Raw genomic sequence first — 17,459 nt, 5'->3', positions numbered from 1 at the left:
TCAGACCACCTGCCAGACATGGCGGAAACCGCCCAGGGGGCGCCCGCCGCCGGGCATCACGACGTAGTTGTTGGTCGCCGACACGCCGAGACCGTCGGCCGTGAGCAGGCCCGGATGGATATTGATCATCATCCCCGCCCTGATCGGGTCCTGCGATCCCGGGAGGCCGAAGGGGCGCTGCAGCGAGTGGTAGCCCTGGCCGTGGAAATCCCACAGCCGGCGCCCGACCACCTGCCCGCCGGCCCGGCGCATCTCGTCGGCGATGAAGCGCACGAGGTCGTCGGCGACCATGCCCGGTCGGGTCGCGGCGACCGCCGCATCGATCACGTGGGCGGCCAGCGCGAAGCGGTCGCGCCACGCCGGAGGCGGTTCGCCGAACGAGAAGCAGCCGCCGAGTTCGATCAGGAAGCCCTGCGGTGTCAGGAACTCCATGAACATCTTGACGATGTCGTCCCGCTCGAAGCGCCGGCCGGTCGCAGGATGTGTCCCGGCACCCGCCCCGACGGACACATTGACGATGCCGTCGAAGCAGCCGAGCTCGGCCGCACGTCCGTATGCGGCCGCCACGACCTCCCGCTCCGTGCGCCCGGGGGCGAGCGCACCGCGGAAGGCCTTGAACGCCTCGGCGACGATCGCATGGGCCTGCTCGGCGGCCGCGATGTCGCCAGGCTCCAGCTCCACCCACTGGTCCTCGAGGAGCGCGGAGGCATCGACCAGCTCCCGCGCCCCGACGGCCTGCTGCAGCTGTCGCGCATCGCCGTGGGACATGATCGCGTCGAGCCCAGCGACCGCGATGCGAGCGGTGGCGGAGGTCCCGGCGCAGGCCGCCTCCGCGACGGCAGCGACCTTGTCGAGCACGGGCCGGACTTCGAGGCCGCGGCACGCGTCCGCCGCCCACTCGGCCTGCGCGCCGAGCCCGAGCACGAACACGGCCGGGGCGTCCGGCCGCAGCACGACGAAGCCGGTTCCGCCGTAGAGACGCCAGCCGGTGAGGTAGCGGACATAGCCGTGCTTGTTGAACTCGGTGTCGCCGGCCGCGACCAGCGCCTCGCAGCCCCCGGCGAGCGCCGCGGCGGCGGCCCGCGTCCGGCGTCGCGCCAGCACGTCCGGATCCGGCATCGGCATGACGGTGGACTCGGTTTCCATCGGACCGCCCCCGGGGTTCTGGTTGCTGCGGCCAGCCTAGCGGGCCCGAGCCGCGATGGCATCGTGAAGTTGCCGTCCCCACGCCCCGGCACGGCTCGATGCCCCTCCGGAAACCGACCCGAATTTCTCCGGCCTCCCGCCGCAATGGACTTGATGCCCGGCGGGCAGGTCGCTATAGGAGTGCCCAGCCGCGGCCCCGCGCCGCGCTCCGCTCCCATCGTCTAGCGGTCTAGGACGTCGCCCTCTCACGGCGAAAACAGGGGTTCGAGTCCCCTTGGGAGCGCCATTCCTTGCCACTGGCGCAACGACGCTGCGGTGCGGCGGCAACTCGACCGGACGCGGCTCCTGAACGACATCACCGTCGAAGCCTACGCCGAGACCCAGCGCGCCTTCGTACAGTGCTATGTCGGACGCCTCGGGATCCAGCTCACCAGTGCCGCTCCGTCCTTCACGCGCTTCATGGCCGAGTGCCTGGCAGCGGAGCTCCGATATTTGAAGCTGTTCAAGGACAGCACCGCCGCGAGAGAGCGGCGGGTCGGTTCCCTCCTGGCGTCGTCGAGGGAGCCGGACAGCGTCATGTGGAAGCGGAACCGGTCGAGCACGTAGGGGTAGCCGTACCGGTCGAGATACCTACGCCCGACGTCGTCGAGCCGCTCCGGCCTCCGCCAGGCTCGGTCGTCCGGCGAGAGCGGCGCGCGGAAGGGCTGCAACGGCAGCACGCACCCAGCCGCGACGGCCGTGAGGCCCGGCGACTGCAGAGCCGGAGATGCCAAGCCGGCGAACCTCAGCGTCGATCGCATCGCCGTCTTCCGTCAGGCGGACCGGCTCAGGCCCTTCACGGTGCTGGAGGCGTTCCCGCTCGCGGGATGACCGCTCCCGCCGTCGCCGAAAAGCATGCTGCCGAACCACAAGGCCGCCATCGCCCCGGCGAGCTGCGCGACAACGAAGGCACCGACGTCGCCCGGCGCGATCCCGGCGAAGGTGTCGCTCGCCGCGCGCGCCAGCGTCACGGCCGGATTGGCGAAGGAGGTCGACGCGGTGAACCAGTACGCGGCGGTGACGTAGAGCCCCACGGCCAGGGGAACACTCTCGGGCCGATGCTTCGACACGCCCAGGATCGCGAGGACGAGCCCGAACGTCGCCACGACCTCGGCAAGCCACTGCCCCGGCCCCGAACGGACGGTCTGCGACCATTGCCAGAGCGGAAGCTCGAACATCGCGTGGGCGAGCAGCGTGCCGGCGAACCCGCCCGCGATCTGCGCCGCCGCGTAGGGCAACGCCTCCCGCCCCGGCAGCTTGCCCTTGAGCGTCATCACGAGGCTCACCGCGGGATTGAAGTGCGCGCCGGACACGGGCCCCAGCATGAGGATGAGCACCACGAGGATCGCGCCGGTCGGGATCGTGTTCCCCAGCAAGGCGAGGGCGACGTCCTTCGTCAGTCGCGTCGCCATGACGCCGGAGCCGACGACGGTCGCGACGAGGAGCATCGTCCCCGTGGCCTCCGCGAGCAGCCTGCGAGGAAGCGGCAGCGTCGTCACCATGCGCGGTCCTTCGCGGCTTCCTTCGTTGCGCCATCCATGCGGCCGATCTCCTGCAGCCGTCCTCTCAGCGTCGCGGCGTCGAGCCTCTCCACCGGCAGGGCCACGAAGGCGGCGATCCGGTTGCGCATGAGGCGGAAGGCCTCGACGAAAGCCTGTTCCTTCTCGATGTCCGTGCCCTCGACGGCCGCCGGATCCTCTATGCCCCAGTGCGCCGTCGAAGGGTGCCCGGGCCAGACCGGGCAGGCCTCGCCGGCGGCGCTGTCGCAGACGGTAAAGACGAAGTCCATGGCCGGCGCGCCCGGCGCCGCGAACTCCTCCCACGACTTCGAGCGGTAGCCGTCGGTGGGATAGCCGAAGCTGCCGAGGACCCTGAGGGCGAAGGGGTTCACCGTGCCCTTGGGCTGGCTTCCGGCCGAGAAGGCCCTGAACCGGCCCGCGCCCTCCTTGCGCAGGATGCCCTCTGCGAGGACGGACCGCGCGGTGTTGCCGGTGCACAGGAAGAGGACGTTGAAGACGCGGTCAGGCATCGGCGCTCTCCGGGCAGCATTCGAAGGAGGGTGCAGCGAGCGGCGCGCAGACCTCGGGGTGCCCGTCGCAGCAGTCCTGCGCCAGGAACCGCACGAGCGCGCCGAGCGTGTCGAACCGCGCCGCATAGACGATCGACCGCGCCTGCCGGCGCGAGGTCACGAGGCCGGCGTCCCGCAGTTCCGCGAGATGGAACGACAGGCGTGAGGACGAGGCGCCGACCGCGTCCCCGAGCACGCCCGCCGGAAGCCCTTCCGGCCCGGCGCGCACCAGGCGCCGGACGATTCGGAGACGGGTCTCCTGCGCGAGCGCCGCGCAGGCTCCGATGGCTTGGCTCTCGGTGAGCTGGGGTGGCATGGACCAGTCATCTCAATCACTGTTGAGATGTCTGGCCCGCATCGATGACAGGCCGATGACGGCCGCGGGTTTCGGAGCCTTTCGGGCCCTTGCCCCTGCCCGGCCACGCGCTCGACTCCCGATGGCAGGCCGGCGTGGGAGGCTTACGGGCATTCGTGCCCATGGCTCTAAACTCGCCCTTAATCTCGATCCGTCATGTCGTTGGTCAAGTAGTAGCTTCGCGGGGGTACAACCTGCCGTGGCGCGAGGGTGACAAACCATGCGGCTGATCGTCGGCACCATCATTGTCTTCGTCTGCGTCCTCGGCAGCTACGCGGCCATGGGGGGCCATATCGAGGTCCTGTGGCAGCCGTTCGAGTTCGTGATCATTCTCGGTGCGGCAATCGGGGCCTTCATCATCGGCAACCCGGGTCCGGTGCTCAAGGCCATGCCCAGCGTGTTCGGCACGCTGTTCAAGGGCCCCAAGTACAAGCAGGATTGCTACGTCGAACTGCTGGCGATGCAGTTTGCTTTGTACAAGCTTGCGAAGCAGAAAGGCGTGGCTGCGGTCGAGCCGCACATCGAGAACCCCGAGGAATCGAGCCTTTTCAACGCGTTCCCGACTTTTGCATCCAACCACCACGCGGTCGAGTTCGTCTGCGATTACATGCGCATGCTGTCGATGGGCGCGGACAACGCGCACGAGATCGAAGCCCTCATGGACGAGGAACTCGAGACGCACCACCAGGAGCAGCATCGCATCGTGTCGGCGATGCAGTCGCTCGCCGATGGAACGCCGGCGCTCGGCATCGTCGCCGCGGTGCTCGGCGTGATCAAGACGATGGGCGCGATCTCCGAGCCGCCGGAGGTGCTGGGACATCTGATCGGCGGCGCGCTCGTCGGCACCTTCTTCGGGGTGTTCGTCGCCTACGGCTTCTTCGCGCCCATGGCGGCTTCGCTCAAGAACACCTTCGAGGCCGAATCCAAGTACTACCTCTCGCTCAAGGCGGGCCTTCTGGCCCATATCAACGGGCAGCCGCCGGTCATGGCGGTCGAGTTCGCCCGCAAGGCCCTGTTCAGCGAAGTCCGCCCGACCTTCCGCGAAGTGGAAGAGGCGACGGCCGCCCTGCCGGCCACCGTCTGACCCGATCGTCCAGCAGGATCTCGATGGCCAAGTCGCCCCAGCCGATCATCGTCAAGAAGGTCAAGAAGGCCGCCCATGAGCACCATGGCGGGGCCTGGAAGATCGCCTATGCGGACTTCGTGACCGCCATGATGGCGTTCTTCCTGCTGATGTGGCTGATCAGCATGACGACGAAGGAGCAGAAGATCGGTCTCGCGAACTACTTCTCGCCGCCGAACGTGAGTCCCACCACCAGTGGCTCCGGTGGCATCCTGATGGGCACGACCATCGACAAGGCCGGCAGCAAGGCGTCGGATCCCCGCGACGCGCCCTGGAGCGCGGGCCGCGGCAACGACCGCGACGCCTCGGTCGGGACTTCGGGCAACGTCAGCGACCGCGACGCCAGCCGCCCGAACGCCAACATGCAGGCCAACATCAGCGCCGCGGCCAGTATCCGGCAGGCGCTCCAGAGCATGCCCGAGATCGGCGAGCTGTCGCGCAACATCGTGGTCGAGCCGACCAAGGATGGGGTGAACGTGTCCCTCATGGACCAGGACGGCCGCGCCATGTTCCCCGAGGGCTCGGTCAACCCCTACGAGCGGACCCGTCGCGTCCTGGAGGCGATCACGCCCACCCTTCGCCGGATGAACAACCGCGTCTCCGTCACCGGCCACACGGCCGCCGTGCGCCCGGGCTCGGCACGGGCCATCGACTCGTGGAGCCTCACCGCCGGGCGTGCGGTCGCCGTGCGCGAGATCCTGTCGGGCGCCGGGTTCCCCAAGGACCGCTTCACCTCCGTGGCGGGACGTGCCGACACCGAGCCGGTGTTCCCCGACAATCCCTACCTCTCGGCGAACCAGCGGGTCACGATCACGCTGATCAACGAGGCGCCTCCGCTGCCTCCGAGCGGCCTTCGCTGACGACAAGAAGTCGCACCGCGGCGGGAGGCGATGCGGCCGCGCGACGCGGCGCGGCCATTGTCAGGAGCGGCAGACGAAGGGCAGGAAGGTGCTGGCGGTGCCCATGTTCATCGCGCGGACCGTCAGCCTGTTCGAGAGGTCCAGCTCTTCCCTGGTGCGCGGGCAGACATCCGCCCGTCCGGTGCAGCCGGAGGCCAGGAACGCGTCATGGCGCGAGATGAACTCGGCGCTGATCCCCGTTCCGCCCGACCGCGCCAGCTCGAGTTTCCAGAACGCGGTGTAACGCTCGCATTTCACTTCCGGCCAGCTCTTCGACGGCGCAGCGGAGTCACGCTCCTTCTGGGCGGATGCCGGCCCGGATGCGAGGAGACCGCCCCAGCATCCGGCGGCGAGCACGAGCGCGGCAAGGCGAAGCGTGGCCCGTCGCCTGGCAGCAGTCGTCGCTTCGCGCTTCATTCGAGACCTCCATCCATTGCGCCCGGTTGATCGCCTGGCCGCAGGACAACGACCGGCCCCGGGCGGCGACGGCCGGACACGCGCCGATCGCGCCGCCACGCTACACGCCATTCTGTCGGAAAAACGTCCGCTTCGGCGCGGCCTGGCACTCATGGGCCTCGGACGGCCGGCAAGCATCCGGGACCCGAACGACGATCCAGACGCGCCCGGCTCGCGAAGGACGGCTTGCCTGTACGCAACATCGCCGCGCCAACCACCGATTCCGGCCAACTACACTCCATTCGTTACAGCAAGAATTGCACGATTACTTTATAACGAGATCGATTACACTAATAATAAGGCAGCCAGTTAACTTGATCGAAGCTTGTTCTGAGCAAAAAAGAGGCAGTTCAGTGCTTGCTTGGAATGGTCCCGATGTTGTCCCGCTATCGCCGGTCCTTGAGTCTCCAGTTGATCTTCACCCTCGTTGCTGCGTGTCTCGTCGTGTCGGGAGCGTTGGCGGGACTGACGTTCTGGTCGCTCCGGAGCAACGCACTGGAGGACCTGAGCCGCAACACGATGCAGGCGCGGGACCGTGCGGCACAGACGCTGGAGACGATCCGGCTGAGGATGCTCGGGCATGCCGACGTCATGGCGCAGAACCCGGCTCTCGCCGCGGCTGCCGCCCGGGGCGATGCAGCGGAGCTCCGCACCAGGCTGACCAGGCTGTTCGAGGAGGTCCGGCGCACCGATCCATCGGTCTCAGCCCTCGAGGTCACGAACGACAAGGGCGTCATCCTGATGCGGGGGCATCGACCCGCCCAGTTCGGTGACAACAAGTCGTCCGACCCCCTCTTCCGGGATGCGCTCAAGGGCGGACGCTCGAACGGCTACTCGGTCTCGCCGACGTCGGGTGAGGTCGCGGCGGAGGGAGTCGTCCCGCTGTTCCACGACGGGGTGCAGGTGGGAACGGTGAAGGTGGGGGCCTACCTTCGGGCCGACACGGCGGCGGAGCTGAAGAGCGCATCCGGTTCCGAGATCATCATGACCCGCGGCGGCAAGGTGAACGTCTCCACGATTCCGGGGATCGAGGCGGTTCCGGCCGCGTCCGGGACCGGCGCGGAAACCATCGACCTGGGCGGCTCGCGCTACAGCACCGCCCGGGCTTCGATCCGCACCACGGGGTCGGACGACGTGCAGGTCGTCAGCCTCACCGACGTTCGTCCCGCGATGGACGAGATCTCCCGCTTCACGCTCGCCTTCCTCGGCCAGGCGTCCCTCGCGCTGCTGCTCCTGCTGCCGGCCGTCATCGTGCTGATGCGGCGCCTGGCGGCGGTGATCCAGGACGTCACCGCGTCGATGTCGAAGATCGCCGAGGGCCATCTCGACTCCGAGGTGAGGCATTCCGAGCGGCAGGACGAGGTGGGGGCCATGGCCCGGGCGGTCGCGGTCTTCCGCGAGAACGGCCTGCGCGTCCGGGACCTCGAGGCCAAGGAGCGCGCCGCCGCCGCCGAGCGCGCCGCGCGCACCGAGGCGATGATCGCCACGGTGCAGGACGTCGGCCAGGTCGTGGCCGCCGCCGCCGCCGGCGACTTCTCGGCACGCCTCCAGGTGCAGACCGACGATCCGCAGATGGCGCGGCTGGTCGACGGCGTGAACCAGATCAACGCGGTCGTCGATTCCGCCACGGCGGACTTCGCCGCCGTGCTGGAGCGCATCTCCCAGGGCGACCTCACCCAGCCTGTCGCGGCCGAGTACAGGGGCCGGTTCGCCGATCTGAAGCGGGCGATCAACACCACCATCGAGCGGCTTTCTCAGACCGTCGGCACCGTCCAGGTCGCCGCGGTCGACGTCGCCAGCGCGGCGCGCGAGATCAACGCGGGGGCGAACGATCTCTCCCGCCGCACGGAGGGACAGGCCGCGTCGCTGGAGGAGACCGCCGCCACGACCGAACAGCTGGCAGCCTCCGTCAAGGCCTCGGCCCAGTCCTCCCGCAAGGCCCTCGAACTGGCCGAGGAGGCCATGAAGGTGGCGGAATCCGGCGGCTCCATCGTCGGCCAGGCGGTCGACGCCATGGCCCGGATCGAGCAGGCGTCCCAGAAGATCTCCGACATCACCACGGTGATCGACGAGATCGCGTTCCAGACCAATCTCCTCGCGCTGAATGCGGCCGTCGAGGCCGCCCGTGCCGGCGACGCCGGCAAGGGCTTCGCCGTCGTCGCGTCCGAAGTGCGCACCCTGGCGCAGCGGTCGAGCGAGGCGGCCAAGGACATCACCGGTCTCATCCAGGCGTCGGGAACCGAGGTCGTGCAGGGCGTCCGGCTCGTCCGCGAGGCGGGCGATGCGCTGACGAAGATCGTGTCGGCGTCCCACCACGTGGCCGCGACGGTGGGCGAGATCGCCTCCGCCACGGCGGAACAGGCGAACGGCATCGACGAGATGAGCCAGGTCGTCGCCCAGATGGACCAGACGACGCAGCAGAACGCCGCGCTGGCCGAGGAGAGCGCAGCCTCGGCGACCTCGCTCAGCGTCCAGATCGACCGTCTCAACGAGGCCGTGGCGATCTTCCGGACCCGGGAGAACGCCGGCGGCGGCCTCGCCGCAAGCCATCGCTCCGTCGAGCCCGGATCGGGTTCCGGACCCGCCCGTCTGCGGGGCATGGCGGAGGCCGCCTTTGCGGCCGCGGGACGCCCCGGCTCGCCGAGGCGCGCCGCACGCTAGCGCCGCGCCCGCCCGCGCCGCTCCGCCGCCGCAGGGTCGCGGAGCGGTCCGTCATCCGACTGACAGACAAATCAGGTGTAAGCGGCCCCGGAGCAACAAGGGCGGGGCTGTCGCATGAGCCATCCCACGATCGACGTGCGCACGCTGTTCCTCTCCGACGTGCATCTCGGCACGAAGGGTTGCCAGCCCGACCTGCTGCTCGACTTCCTCAGGCACTGCGAGGCCGAGACGATCTACCTCGTGGGCGACATCGTGGACGGCTGGCGCCTGAAGGCGGGGTGGTACTGGCCGCAGGAGCACAATGACGTGGTGCAGAAGCTCCTGCGCAAGGTCAGGAAGGGCACCCGCCTCGTCTACGTTCCGGGCAATCACGACGAGTTCCTGCGCGACTACGCCGGCTCCACCTTCGGCGGCATCGAGGTGGCCGAGGAGGCTGTGCACGTCACGGCGGACGGGCGGTGCGTGCGCGTGCTCCACGGCGACAAGTTCGACGTCGTCATCGCGCATGCGCGCTGGCTCGCGCATCTCGGCGACAGCGCCTACGACTTCGCGATCTGGATGAGCGCCCACATCAGCAGGGTCCGGCGCCGGCTGGGGCTGCCCTACTGGTCGTTCTCGGCGTGGAGCAAGCAGAAGGTCAAGAAGGCCGTCAGCTTCATCGGCGCCTTCGAGGAGGCCGTCGCGGCCGAAGCCTCCCGGCACGGGGCCGACGTGGTCGTCTGCGGTCACATCCACCACCCGGTGGTGAAGCGCATCGGCGACGTGCTGTATGTCAACACGGGCGACTGGGTGGAATCCTGCTCCGCCGTGGTCGAGCACCACGACGGCCGTCTGGAACTGCTGCGCTGGACCTCTCCTCGCCTCGAGGTGGAGCAGGGCCCCGCACCCGTCGCCCTCCCCGCCCCCGTCGCGGCCTGACGGGATCCCGGCCCCGTCACCTGACCGCCATCACCGGATGCACCGTCGCCCTCGGCAAGCCGGCCGGCGCCTGCACGGCCGTGCGGAAGCCCGATCGCGACCGGCGCGAATGTCGCGCGGCCCGGGGAGCGTGCCGTCGGCTGCCGGCGTCAGTTCGGCGGGGCGAGGTCGAAGCGAGCGGTCTCGCGGCCGGTCGCCACGTCCACGACCACCACGGTCAGGCGGTTGCCGGCCTCGAAGGTGACGGCGAGGCGCCCGTCGCCGAGCGCCGTCGAGACGACCCGTGCGCCCGCCGGCAGCCGTGGCGCGGCACCCCCCGCGGGGGCCACGGTTCCGATCGCTCCCGGGGCAGGCGCGGCGGGCGCGGCCGGAGCGCCGGCGGTGGCCGCCGGGCTCGCGCCCGACCCGCTGCCCTTGACGATGCGGATGATCAGCGTCGAAAAGACCACGAGGGCCATCGCCACCAGGATGACCCCGAGCACGATCACCACGATCTTCAGGGCCATGAGCCGCGCCTGCTGGCGCATCGCGGCTTCCGGATCGTCGGCATCGCCCGGCGGTGCGGCGGTCGGCTTGGCGGTCATGCGGCGGATCGTCCGGCAGTGAAGGAAAGACGAAGGGAAGCGCCGTGACCGAGCGGGACCACGACGACGGGGACAGGCTGGAGCTTGTAGCGGGCGACGGCGACAAAGGCGAGCGGCTGGACCGCTTCCTCGCACGCTCCGTGCCAGACCTCTCCCGCACCCGCCTCAAGGCGCTGGTCCTGGCCGGCCGCGTCGCGGTGGCGGGCGTCACGATCGACGATCCGGGGCGAAAGCTCGAGGCGGGCGCCGTGGTGACGCTGGAGGTACCCCCGCCCGAGCCCGCCGAGCCGGCCGCCGAGGACATCCCCCTCGCCGTCGTCTACGAGGACGACGACCTTATCGTCATCGACAAGCCGGCGGGCCTCGTCGTCCACCCGGCCGCCGGCCACGACAGCGGCACTCTCGTCAACGCCCTCATCGCCCATTGCGGCGACAGCCTCTCGGGCATCGGCGGGGTCCGCCGCCCAGGCATCGTCCACCGCCTCGACAAGGACACGACCGGCCTGCTGGTGGTGGCCAAGAACGACCGGGCCCACCAGCGGCTCGCCGCCCAGTTCGCCGACCACGGGCGCACCGGGCCGCTCGAGCGCGCCTACACGGCGGTCGTCTGGGGCGTGCCGCCCCGCAAGCACGGTACCGTCGACGCCGCCATCGACCGCTCCTCGCGCAGCCGCGAGCGCATGGCCGTGGTTCCGCACGGCAAGGGGCGGGAGGCCATCACGCACTACACGGTGGAGCGCACCTTCGCCGGGGCCGACGGACAGGCGGTGGCGAGCCTCGTCACCTGCCGGCTCGAGACCGGGCGCACCCATCAGATCCGCGTGCACATGGCCCACATCGGCCACCCCCTCGTCGGCGACGGCGTCTATGGCAGCGGCTTCCGCACCAAGGCAACGCTGCTGCCGCCCGCGGCCCGCGCGGCGGTCGAGGCGTTCCCGCGCCAGGCGCTGCACGCCGCCGAGCTCGGCTTCCGTCACCCCGCGCGCGAAGCGGACCTCCATTTCGAGAGCCCGTTGCCGCCCGACCTCGCGGCGCTGGTGGCCGCTCTGGACGGCTAGTCCGCAGGGCGGAACCGACGCCCGGCATTGCGCATTTGCAATCTTCGCGGCCCTGATTGCCCTCTTTCGGTCAAGGTCTGCATGATGATAGCGTCCCGAAGCGGTCGGCTTGAAGCGGCCGCGGCGAGGTCCGCCCATGACGGGGGGCCCGAAGGAGGATCGAATGGCATCCGCTGCCCTGCCCACCATTGCCGCCGAAGGCGGCTTGTCGCGGTATCTCGACGAGATCCGCAAGTTCCCGATGCTGCAGCCGCAGGAAGAGTACATGCTCGCCAAGCGCTGGCGGGAGCACGGGGATTCCGACGCCGCCCACAAGCTCGTCACGTCGCACCTGCGCCTCGTGGCCAAGATCGCCATGGGCTATCGCGGCTACGGCCTGCCGATCGGCGAGGTCATCTCGGAGGGCAATGTCGGCCTGATGCAGGCCGTGAAGCGCTTCGAGCCTGAGAAGGGCTTCCGGCTCGCCACCTATGCGATGTGGTGGATCAAGGCGTCGATCCAGGAATACATCCTGCGCTCGTGGTCGCTCGTGAAGATGGGCACGACCGCGAACCAGAAGAAGCTGTTCTTCAACCTGCGCAAGGCGAAGAGCCAGATCTCCGCCCTCGACGACGGCGACCTGCGCCCCGACCAGGTGAAGGCCATCGCCACCAAGCTCGGCGTCGCCGAGCAGGAGGTGGTGGAGATGAACCGCCGGCTCGGCGGGGACGCCTCGCTGAACGCCCCCATCCGCGCCGACGGCGAGAGCGAGGGCGAGTGGCAGGACTGGCTGGCCGACGACAGCGCCAGCCAGGAGAGCATCCTCGTCCAGCAGGAGGAGGCCGACCAGCGCCACGCGGCGCTGCGCGAAGCCCTCGGCGTGCTCAACGACCGCGAGCGCCGCATCTTCGAGGCGCGCCGCCTCGCCGAGGACCCCGTCACGCTGGAGGACCTCTCGGCCGAGTTCGGCGTGTCGCGGGAGCGCGTCCGCCAGATCGAGGTGCGCGCCTTCGAGAAGGTGCAGAAGGCGGTGAAGGAAGCCGTCGCCCGCCGCGAGGCCTCGCGCCTCGCGCTTCCCGCGAGGGGGTGAGGCGGCCGGTCCCGCGGACGCCCTGCGTCTTCTCCCGGCGCCGAAAGGTCTGGATCCCCTTCCCGCCCGGCTTGCGCCGGGCGCCGGGGATGACGTGGGAAAAAGGCCGCAGAACCGAACGCTGACGAACGGCATCAGACGGCGGTGGGCGGTGCCCTTGCCCGTCGGAACTTTCTGCCTCAGCTCTGCTGCCAGGCCTGCACCGCATCCGCGATCGTGCGGCTGCCGGTGGGGCCCTTTTCGATCAGCAGCACGGCGCGGCGGCCGTTGGCGAAGCGCAGCGGCACCATGAACCAGTTGCGGCCCTTGAGCAGGTCGATGTTGCGCTGCACGTCGGAGCTGAGGTTCGAGAGCCCGGTCAGGAACAGGTTCTCCGTCACCGGAACGGCGATGCCGGCCAGCGGCGCGCCGCGCATCGTCTCGTCCTGCCGCATCTCCGGCACGCCGACGTCGCGCACCGCCCCGTTGGGCGCCGCCGCGGACGGGACGAACTTCAGCTCAAGCGTGTGAGATGCGGGAAGCGCGGCATCGCGGTTGCGACGCAGCAGCAGGTCGGCCTTGAGCGCGGCGTCCGGAACCTCGATCTCGGCGCGCACCGCCGCGTCCAGCGGCTCCCCGGCCCCGCCGCTCACGTTGTCGAGCCGCCAGCGCACGCGTCCGGGCGTCTGCCGGATCTCCTTGGTGCCCTCCGCCGGCTCCTCGACGAGCAGGACGCGCTGAAGGATGCCGATGGGGGCCGGCTCGGTGCGGCCGGTGGGCGCGGCCTGCCCAGGCGCCGGCGCCGACGGTGCCGGTGCGGGCGTCGGCGCGGCGACGGGCGCGGCCGCGGTGGTCGTCGTCCCGGGCACGGCCGGCGTCGCTGGGGCCTCGCCCGGCAGGCGATCCTGCGTCTTGCCCTGCGCGTCAACGGACGCGGTGGCCGCCGGGCTCTGCGGCGCAAAGTCGGCCGGCTGGTGCTTCAGCATGATCGCCGCCGTCGCCGTGAGGCCGACGACGACCGCGATGGCGAGGCCGATCACGGCGGCACGGATCCAGCGCCGGTCGCGCGTCTCCAGCCGGGGCGCCTGCGGCCGGGGGCGGGTACCGGCAGCCACCTCACGCACGGCGTCGTCGACGACGGCGGGAGGCTCGATCTCCTCCCGCGGCGAGCGCGACCACATGTCGTCCGCGGGGGCCAGCGGCTCGGGCTGGGTCGCCTTCGCCGACGACATCGCCTCGTACAGCTGGTCGGCGGTCTCCTCGGCGGTCGTCGCGCGCACCGGCGTCGCCGGCGGGGGCTCCGCCGCGACCGGCGCCGCGGGGACCACCGCGGCCTCCCCCCTCGAATCCTCGGAGGCCGACACCTGAGGCGGGATCGGTTCCGGTACGGTGGACGGCGTGGCCGGGACAGGCGCCGGCACGGGCTCCGGTGCCGGATCGGTCGTCCGGGTCACGCCTCCGGCGACCTCCGTCTCCACGCGGCCGATCGCCTCCTCCAGCGCCAGCCGCTCGCGCGTGATGTCGGCCTCCGGAATCGGAGGATCGGACATCCGCAGCTGCCCCACGAGGGCGTTCGTCGCCCGCGTGTACAGCTCGCGCCGCTGCTCGGGCGTGCTCGTGCCGAGGTTCGCGACCGCGCGGGAGATGAGGGGATAGTAGTCCGCCATGGATGTCAGATCAGCCCGTGAACGGCTCCGGTCAAGCCTCGAAGGGGTTCTGCACGAGGATGGTGTCCTCGCGGTCGGGGCTCGTCGAGAGCAGCGCCACCGGCGCGCCGATCAGCTCCTCGATGCGCCGGACGTACTTGATGGCCTGCGCGGGCAGCTCCGCCCAGGAGCGCGCGCCCGCCGTGGAGCCGGACCAGCCCTCGATCGTCTCGTAGACGGGCTCGACCCGCGCCTGCGCGCCCTGGCTCGCCGGCAGGTGGTCGATCTCGACCCCGTCCAGCCGGTAGCGGACGCACACCTTGATCTCCTTGAAGCCGTCGAGGATGTCGAGCTTCGTCAAGGCGATGCCGTCGATGCCCGAGGTGCGCACGGTCTGGCGCACCAGCACCGAATCGAACCAGCCGCAGCGCCGCTTGCGCCCCGTGACCGTGCCGAACTCGTGCCCGCGCTCGCCGATCAGCTGGCCGATCTCGTTGTCCTGCTCGGTCGGGAACGGTCCGCCGCCGACGCGCGTGGTGTAGGCCTTGGCGATGCCGAGCACGTAGCCGATGGCGCGCGGCCCCATGCCGGAGCCGGTGGCGGCCTGCCCGGCGACCGTGTTGGACGACGTCACGAAGGGATAGGTGCCGTGGTCGATGTCGAGAAGCGCGCCCTGCGCGCCTTCGAACAGGATCCGCTTGCCGGCGCGACGCTCGTTGTCGAGCAGCTGCCACACGGTGTCCATGTAGGGCAGCACGCGCGGCGCCACCGAGGCCAGTTCCTCGTAGATCGCGCCCGCGTCGTACTCGGGCAGCCGCAAGCCGCGGCGCAGCGCGTTGTGGTGCGCCAGCAGCCGGTCGATCTTGGCAGGAAGGGTCGGCAGGTCGGCGAGGTCCATCAGCCGGATGGCCCGGCGGCCCACCTTGTCCTCGTAGGCGGGGCCGATGCCGCGCTTCGTGGTGCCGATCACCGTGCCGCTGTTGGAGGATTCGCGCAGCGCGTCGAGCTCCCGGTGGACGGAGAGGATCAGGGTCACGTTGTCCGCGACGCGCAGGTTGTCGCGCGAGATCGCCACGCCCTGCGCCTGCAGCTTGTCCACCTCGGCGGCGAGCGCATAGGGGTCCAGCACCACGCCGTTGCCGATCACCGCGAGCTTGCCCGGGCGAACGACGCCGGAGGGCAGCAGCGACAGCTTGTAGGTCACCCCCTGGATGACCAGCGTGTGGCCCGCATTGTGGCCGCCCTGGAAGCGCACGACCGTGTCGGCTTGCTCCGACAGCCAGTCGACCAGCTTGCCCTTCCCTTCGTCACCCCACTGGGCGCCGACCACCACCACATTCGCCATTGGCATTCACTCCGCGGATTGAGCCTCCATCTGGAGGCGCCGGGCGCGGTCCTGCCGGGACAGCGGCGGCTCCCGGCCGGGCGCGACCGCAAGGCGGCAGGGCCGGGGCTTGCCGGGAGGTGTTATCCAATCAGGACGGGAGCGTAAAGCGCGCAAGTACCGGCCCCCCGCCACGGGCCTCCCCGCCGTCCCCGCCGTTCAGCGCAGCAGGGGCTGCGGGCGCCCGCCGGTCACGAGCTCCTTGTCGGCCGGCCAGGCGATCTTGTAGCCGTGCTGGATCTCGCGCTGCTCGCCCGGCTTGTAGTCGTAGCTCCATGCCACGACGCCACGCTGGTCGCCGAAGGTCTTCTCGGTCGGCGCCGTCATGCCGGAGAGCGGCTCCACGGTGACCGAGGCGTTCTCGCTGACCGGCGTCTGGTCGACGACGACGATGCGAAGCGGCGTGTCGTGCAGGTTGCGCACGGTGGTGCGGAACGCCCGCACGTCGCTGCGGGTGTTGCCGATCCAGCCCGGGTCGCTGGCCTGCCGCTTCAGCGGCACGCGCGTCACCTTCACCTTGTCGTCGGCGCCGAAGCCGAGGTCGATCCGCTCGCCGGGCGCCTTGGCCTGCAGCCGCCCGCGCCCGACATAGACGCCGTCGCGCTGCAGGGTCACGGGCCCCGCCAGCAGAGGCACGTCGTCCTCCAGCGTGAACGAGGCCTCCAGATACGCCGTGTCGTCGAGGACGGGCGCGGTCTTCACCACGAGCGCGGGGTCGAGCGTGCGGGTGGCGAGCGCATAGGTTCGCTGCGTCCCGTCGGCGGACAGGGTCGCCTTCCCCGGCACGCGGAAGGCCGCCTGGAAGCCGCCCGTCACCGCCTCGGCGGTCGTCTCGGCGATGGCTTCGGGCTCCGCCGACAGGTCCATCCGCGCCGGTGGCGCGGCCGCCGCCAGGGGCGCCGCGCGCGCGATTTCCCGCTGCGATTTCGCACGGACCTCGTTGCGCCGCGCCAGCTCGGCGGGATCGAACAGGGAGAGCGTCTGCTCGCGCAGCTCCGGCGCCTGCGTGCCGCGCGCCGTCTGGACGGTGGAGACGGTCAGAGCCACGTCGGCCCAGTCCTCACCCGTGGTCTGCGCCACCTGCGCGCGCCGGACAACGTCGAGGCTCGGCTTGCGGTCGCGGGCACCGGTGTCGAGGCGCACGTCGTAGACGGGCGTCCACCGGGCCCCGGCGACGCGGTAGGTCACCTTCAGCGCCGCCTCGGCGTCGACCGGGGATTCCAGCGCGATGGTCACGTCGCGCTTCGGCGCCCGGCCCGGCACCGGCTTCGGCCGGGCCTGCTCCAGCGCCTCGATCTCGTCGTCAAGCTCCTTGGCCTTGATGCGCAGGTCGACGAGCTGGGCGTTGACCTTCTCCAGCGCGTCGCCCACCGCGTCCCAGGCGGCGACAAGCCGATCCACGGGCAGCGGCGGTCCGTCCTTCGGCGTGCCGCCGCCCGTCTCCGCGAACTTCTCGATGGCGACGCGCTTGGCATCGGCCGAGTCGATGCGCGCCTGAAGGCGGTCGCGGTCCTGGCGGCGGGCGGTGATGCGCTTCTCCAGCGCCGGGTCGACCGCCGGCTGCGCGTCTCCGGGCACGGCACGCACATCGACCGAGCCGATGGCGAGCCTGGCGGACCCCTGCCCTTCCACCCGGATGGAGGCAGGATCGACGGTCCCCGCAAGGCCGCGCAGCACGATGGTGTGGGAGCCGGCCGGCACCCGCAGCGGCACCGCGCGCACGACGCTGGCGCCGTCGGGGAACACGGTCACCGCCTCGATCCGGCTCTCGGCCTCGATCTCGGCGGCGGAAACGGCCTGGGGCAGCACGGCGGCGAGCGCCGTGGCGGCAAGGAGGGCGGAACGTGTCATGGGGGGGGCCCGGACAGGAACAGGATCATCATGATCAAGACCCCGGATCGCGGATTCACTGCGGCGGCAGCATGGCCGTTTGTGGACGACGACGGCGGCGGTCCGCGGGGACTGGCACGCGCAGGCTCTCCGCCATGGACGCCGCGCCCATCCCCTCATCCGGTCCTGCGGACCACCTTCTCCCCGCAGGCGGGGAGAAGGAGGCGGAGCCGTCGCGGCCTCC

At 70.8% G+C, this 17,459-nt stretch carries 16 protein-coding genes and 1 tRNA gene; 7 read left to right on the top strand and 10 right to left on the bottom strand.

The features are described 5' to 3' along the window. Complete coding sequence (locus tag ACX9GQ_RS02380; RefSeq protein ID WP_459627925.1) at nt 1-1,146, bottom strand: M24 family metallopeptidase; 1,146 nt, start codon at nt 1,144-1,146, stop codon at nt 1-3. 210 nt (nt 1,147-1,356) lie between these two features. Here ACX9GQ_RS02380 and ACX9GQ_RS02375 point away from each other — a divergent pair. Then, nucleotides 1,357-1,432, top strand: a tRNA-Glu gene (locus tag ACX9GQ_RS02375). A gap of 115 nt (nt 1,433-1,547) precedes the next feature. Here the strand turns inward: ACX9GQ_RS02375 and ACX9GQ_RS02370 are convergent. The 4 genes from ACX9GQ_RS02370 to ACX9GQ_RS02355 are packed head-to-tail and all read right to left on the bottom strand — an operon-like array spanning nt 1,548 to nt 3,569. Then, nucleotides 1,548-1,919, bottom strand: coding sequence for a DUF1045 domain-containing protein (locus ACX9GQ_RS02370; RefSeq protein ID WP_459627924.1), 372 nt, complete (start codon nt 1,917-1,919; stop codon nt 1,548-1,550). A gap of 39 nt (nt 1,920-1,958) precedes the next feature. Beyond that, nucleotides 1,959-2,687, bottom strand: a complete 729-nt coding sequence (locus tag ACX9GQ_RS02365; RefSeq protein WP_459627923.1) for an MIP/aquaporin family protein — start codon at nt 2,685-2,687, stop codon at nt 1,959-1,961. Continuing rightward, complete coding sequence (locus ACX9GQ_RS02360; protein WP_459627922.1) at nt 2,681-3,214, bottom strand: arsenate reductase ArsC; 534 nt, start codon at nt 3,212-3,214, stop codon at nt 2,681-2,683. Before ACX9GQ_RS02360 ends, ACX9GQ_RS02365 begins: the two co-directional genes overlap by 7 nt. After that, nucleotides 3,207-3,569, bottom strand: a complete 363-nt coding sequence (locus ACX9GQ_RS02355) for an ArsR/SmtB family transcription factor (RefSeq protein WP_459627921.1) — start codon at nt 3,567-3,569, stop codon at nt 3,207-3,209. Before ACX9GQ_RS02355 ends, ACX9GQ_RS02360 begins: the two co-directional genes overlap by 8 nt. Nucleotides 3,570-3,828: 259 nt before the next feature. Between ACX9GQ_RS02355 and motA the strand changes: the two genes are divergently transcribed. Both motA and ACX9GQ_RS02345 read left to right on the top strand, forming a co-directional pair. Continuing rightward, nucleotides 3,829-4,692, top strand: a complete 864-nt coding sequence (gene motA, locus ACX9GQ_RS02350) for a flagellar motor stator protein MotA (RefSeq protein ID WP_459627920.1) — start codon at nt 3,829-3,831, stop codon at nt 4,690-4,692. Nucleotides 4,693-4,715: 23 nt separating this feature from the next. Further along, on the top strand, nt 4,716-5,591 hold the full coding sequence (locus tag ACX9GQ_RS02345) for a flagellar motor protein MotB (RefSeq protein ID WP_459627919.1): 876 nt from the start codon (nt 4,716-4,718) through the stop codon (nt 5,589-5,591). A gap of 60 nt (nt 5,592-5,651) precedes the next feature. On the opposite strand, the gene ACX9GQ_RS02340 is transcribed toward ACX9GQ_RS02345, so the two are convergent. After that, a complete protein-coding gene (locus tag ACX9GQ_RS02340; RefSeq protein WP_459627918.1) occupies nt 5,652-6,047 on the bottom strand; it encodes a hypothetical protein in 396 nt (131 codons plus the stop codon). A 414-nt stretch (nt 6,048-6,461) separates the two neighbouring features. Here ACX9GQ_RS02340 and ACX9GQ_RS02335 point away from each other — a divergent pair, with 414 nt between their 5' ends. Continuing rightward, the gene (locus ACX9GQ_RS02335; RefSeq protein ID WP_459627917.1) at nt 6,462-8,747 is read left to right on the top strand and encodes a methyl-accepting chemotaxis protein; all 2,286 of its coding nucleotides are present in this window, start codon (nt 6,462-6,464) and stop codon (nt 8,745-8,747) included. 114 nt (nt 8,748-8,861) lie between these two features. Next, nucleotides 8,862-9,665 (top strand): UDP-2,3-diacylglucosamine diphosphatase, encoded by an 804-nt coding sequence (locus ACX9GQ_RS02330; RefSeq protein ID WP_459627916.1) that lies wholly within the window; start codon nt 8,862-8,864, stop codon nt 9,663-9,665. Nucleotides 9,666-9,814: 149 nt separating this feature from the next. Here the strand turns inward: ACX9GQ_RS02330 and ACX9GQ_RS02325 are convergent, their stop codons facing one another. Continuing rightward, nucleotides 9,815-10,249: a hypothetical protein gene (locus ACX9GQ_RS02325; protein ID WP_459627915.1), complete on the bottom strand. Its 435-nt coding sequence runs from the start codon at nt 10,247-10,249 to the stop codon at nt 9,815-9,817. A gap of 44 nt (nt 10,250-10,293) precedes the next feature. Here ACX9GQ_RS02325 and ACX9GQ_RS02320 point away from each other — a divergent pair, with 44 nt between their 5' ends. Both ACX9GQ_RS02320 and rpoH read left to right on the top strand, forming a co-directional pair. After that, nucleotides 10,294-11,307 (top strand): RluA family pseudouridine synthase, encoded by a 1,014-nt coding sequence (locus ACX9GQ_RS02320; RefSeq protein ID WP_459627914.1) that lies wholly within the window; start codon nt 10,294-10,296, stop codon nt 11,305-11,307. A gap of 163 nt (nt 11,308-11,470) precedes the next feature. Next, nucleotides 11,471-12,376, top strand: a complete 906-nt coding sequence (gene rpoH, locus ACX9GQ_RS02315) for an RNA polymerase sigma factor RpoH (protein ID WP_459627913.1) — start codon at nt 11,471-11,473, stop codon at nt 12,374-12,376. A gap of 179 nt (nt 12,377-12,555) precedes the next feature. Here the strand turns inward: rpoH and ACX9GQ_RS02310 are convergent, their stop codons facing one another. From ACX9GQ_RS02310 to ACX9GQ_RS02300, 3 genes are all read right to left on the bottom strand, one after another. After that, the gene (locus ACX9GQ_RS02310; protein ID WP_459627912.1) at nt 12,556-14,022 is read right to left on the bottom strand and encodes a hypothetical protein; all 1,467 of its coding nucleotides are present in this window, start codon (nt 14,020-14,022) and stop codon (nt 12,556-12,558) included. A 31-nt stretch (nt 14,023-14,053) separates the two neighbouring features. Beyond that, complete coding sequence (locus ACX9GQ_RS02305) at nt 14,054-15,346, bottom strand: adenylosuccinate synthase (protein ID WP_459627911.1); 1,293 nt, start codon at nt 15,344-15,346, stop codon at nt 14,054-14,056. 198 nt (nt 15,347-15,544) lie between these two features. Next, nucleotides 15,545-17,236, bottom strand: coding sequence for a mucoidy inhibitor MuiA family protein (locus ACX9GQ_RS02300; protein WP_459627910.1), 1,692 nt, complete (start codon nt 17,234-17,236; stop codon nt 15,545-15,547). Between the last annotated feature and the right edge of the window lie 223 nt (nt 17,237-17,459).

It is taken from the genome of Alsobacter sp. R-9, assembly GCF_054612375.1.
The sequence above is the reverse complement of the archived record's forward strand: the minus strand, read 5'-3'. Positions and strand labels throughout refer to the sequence as shown.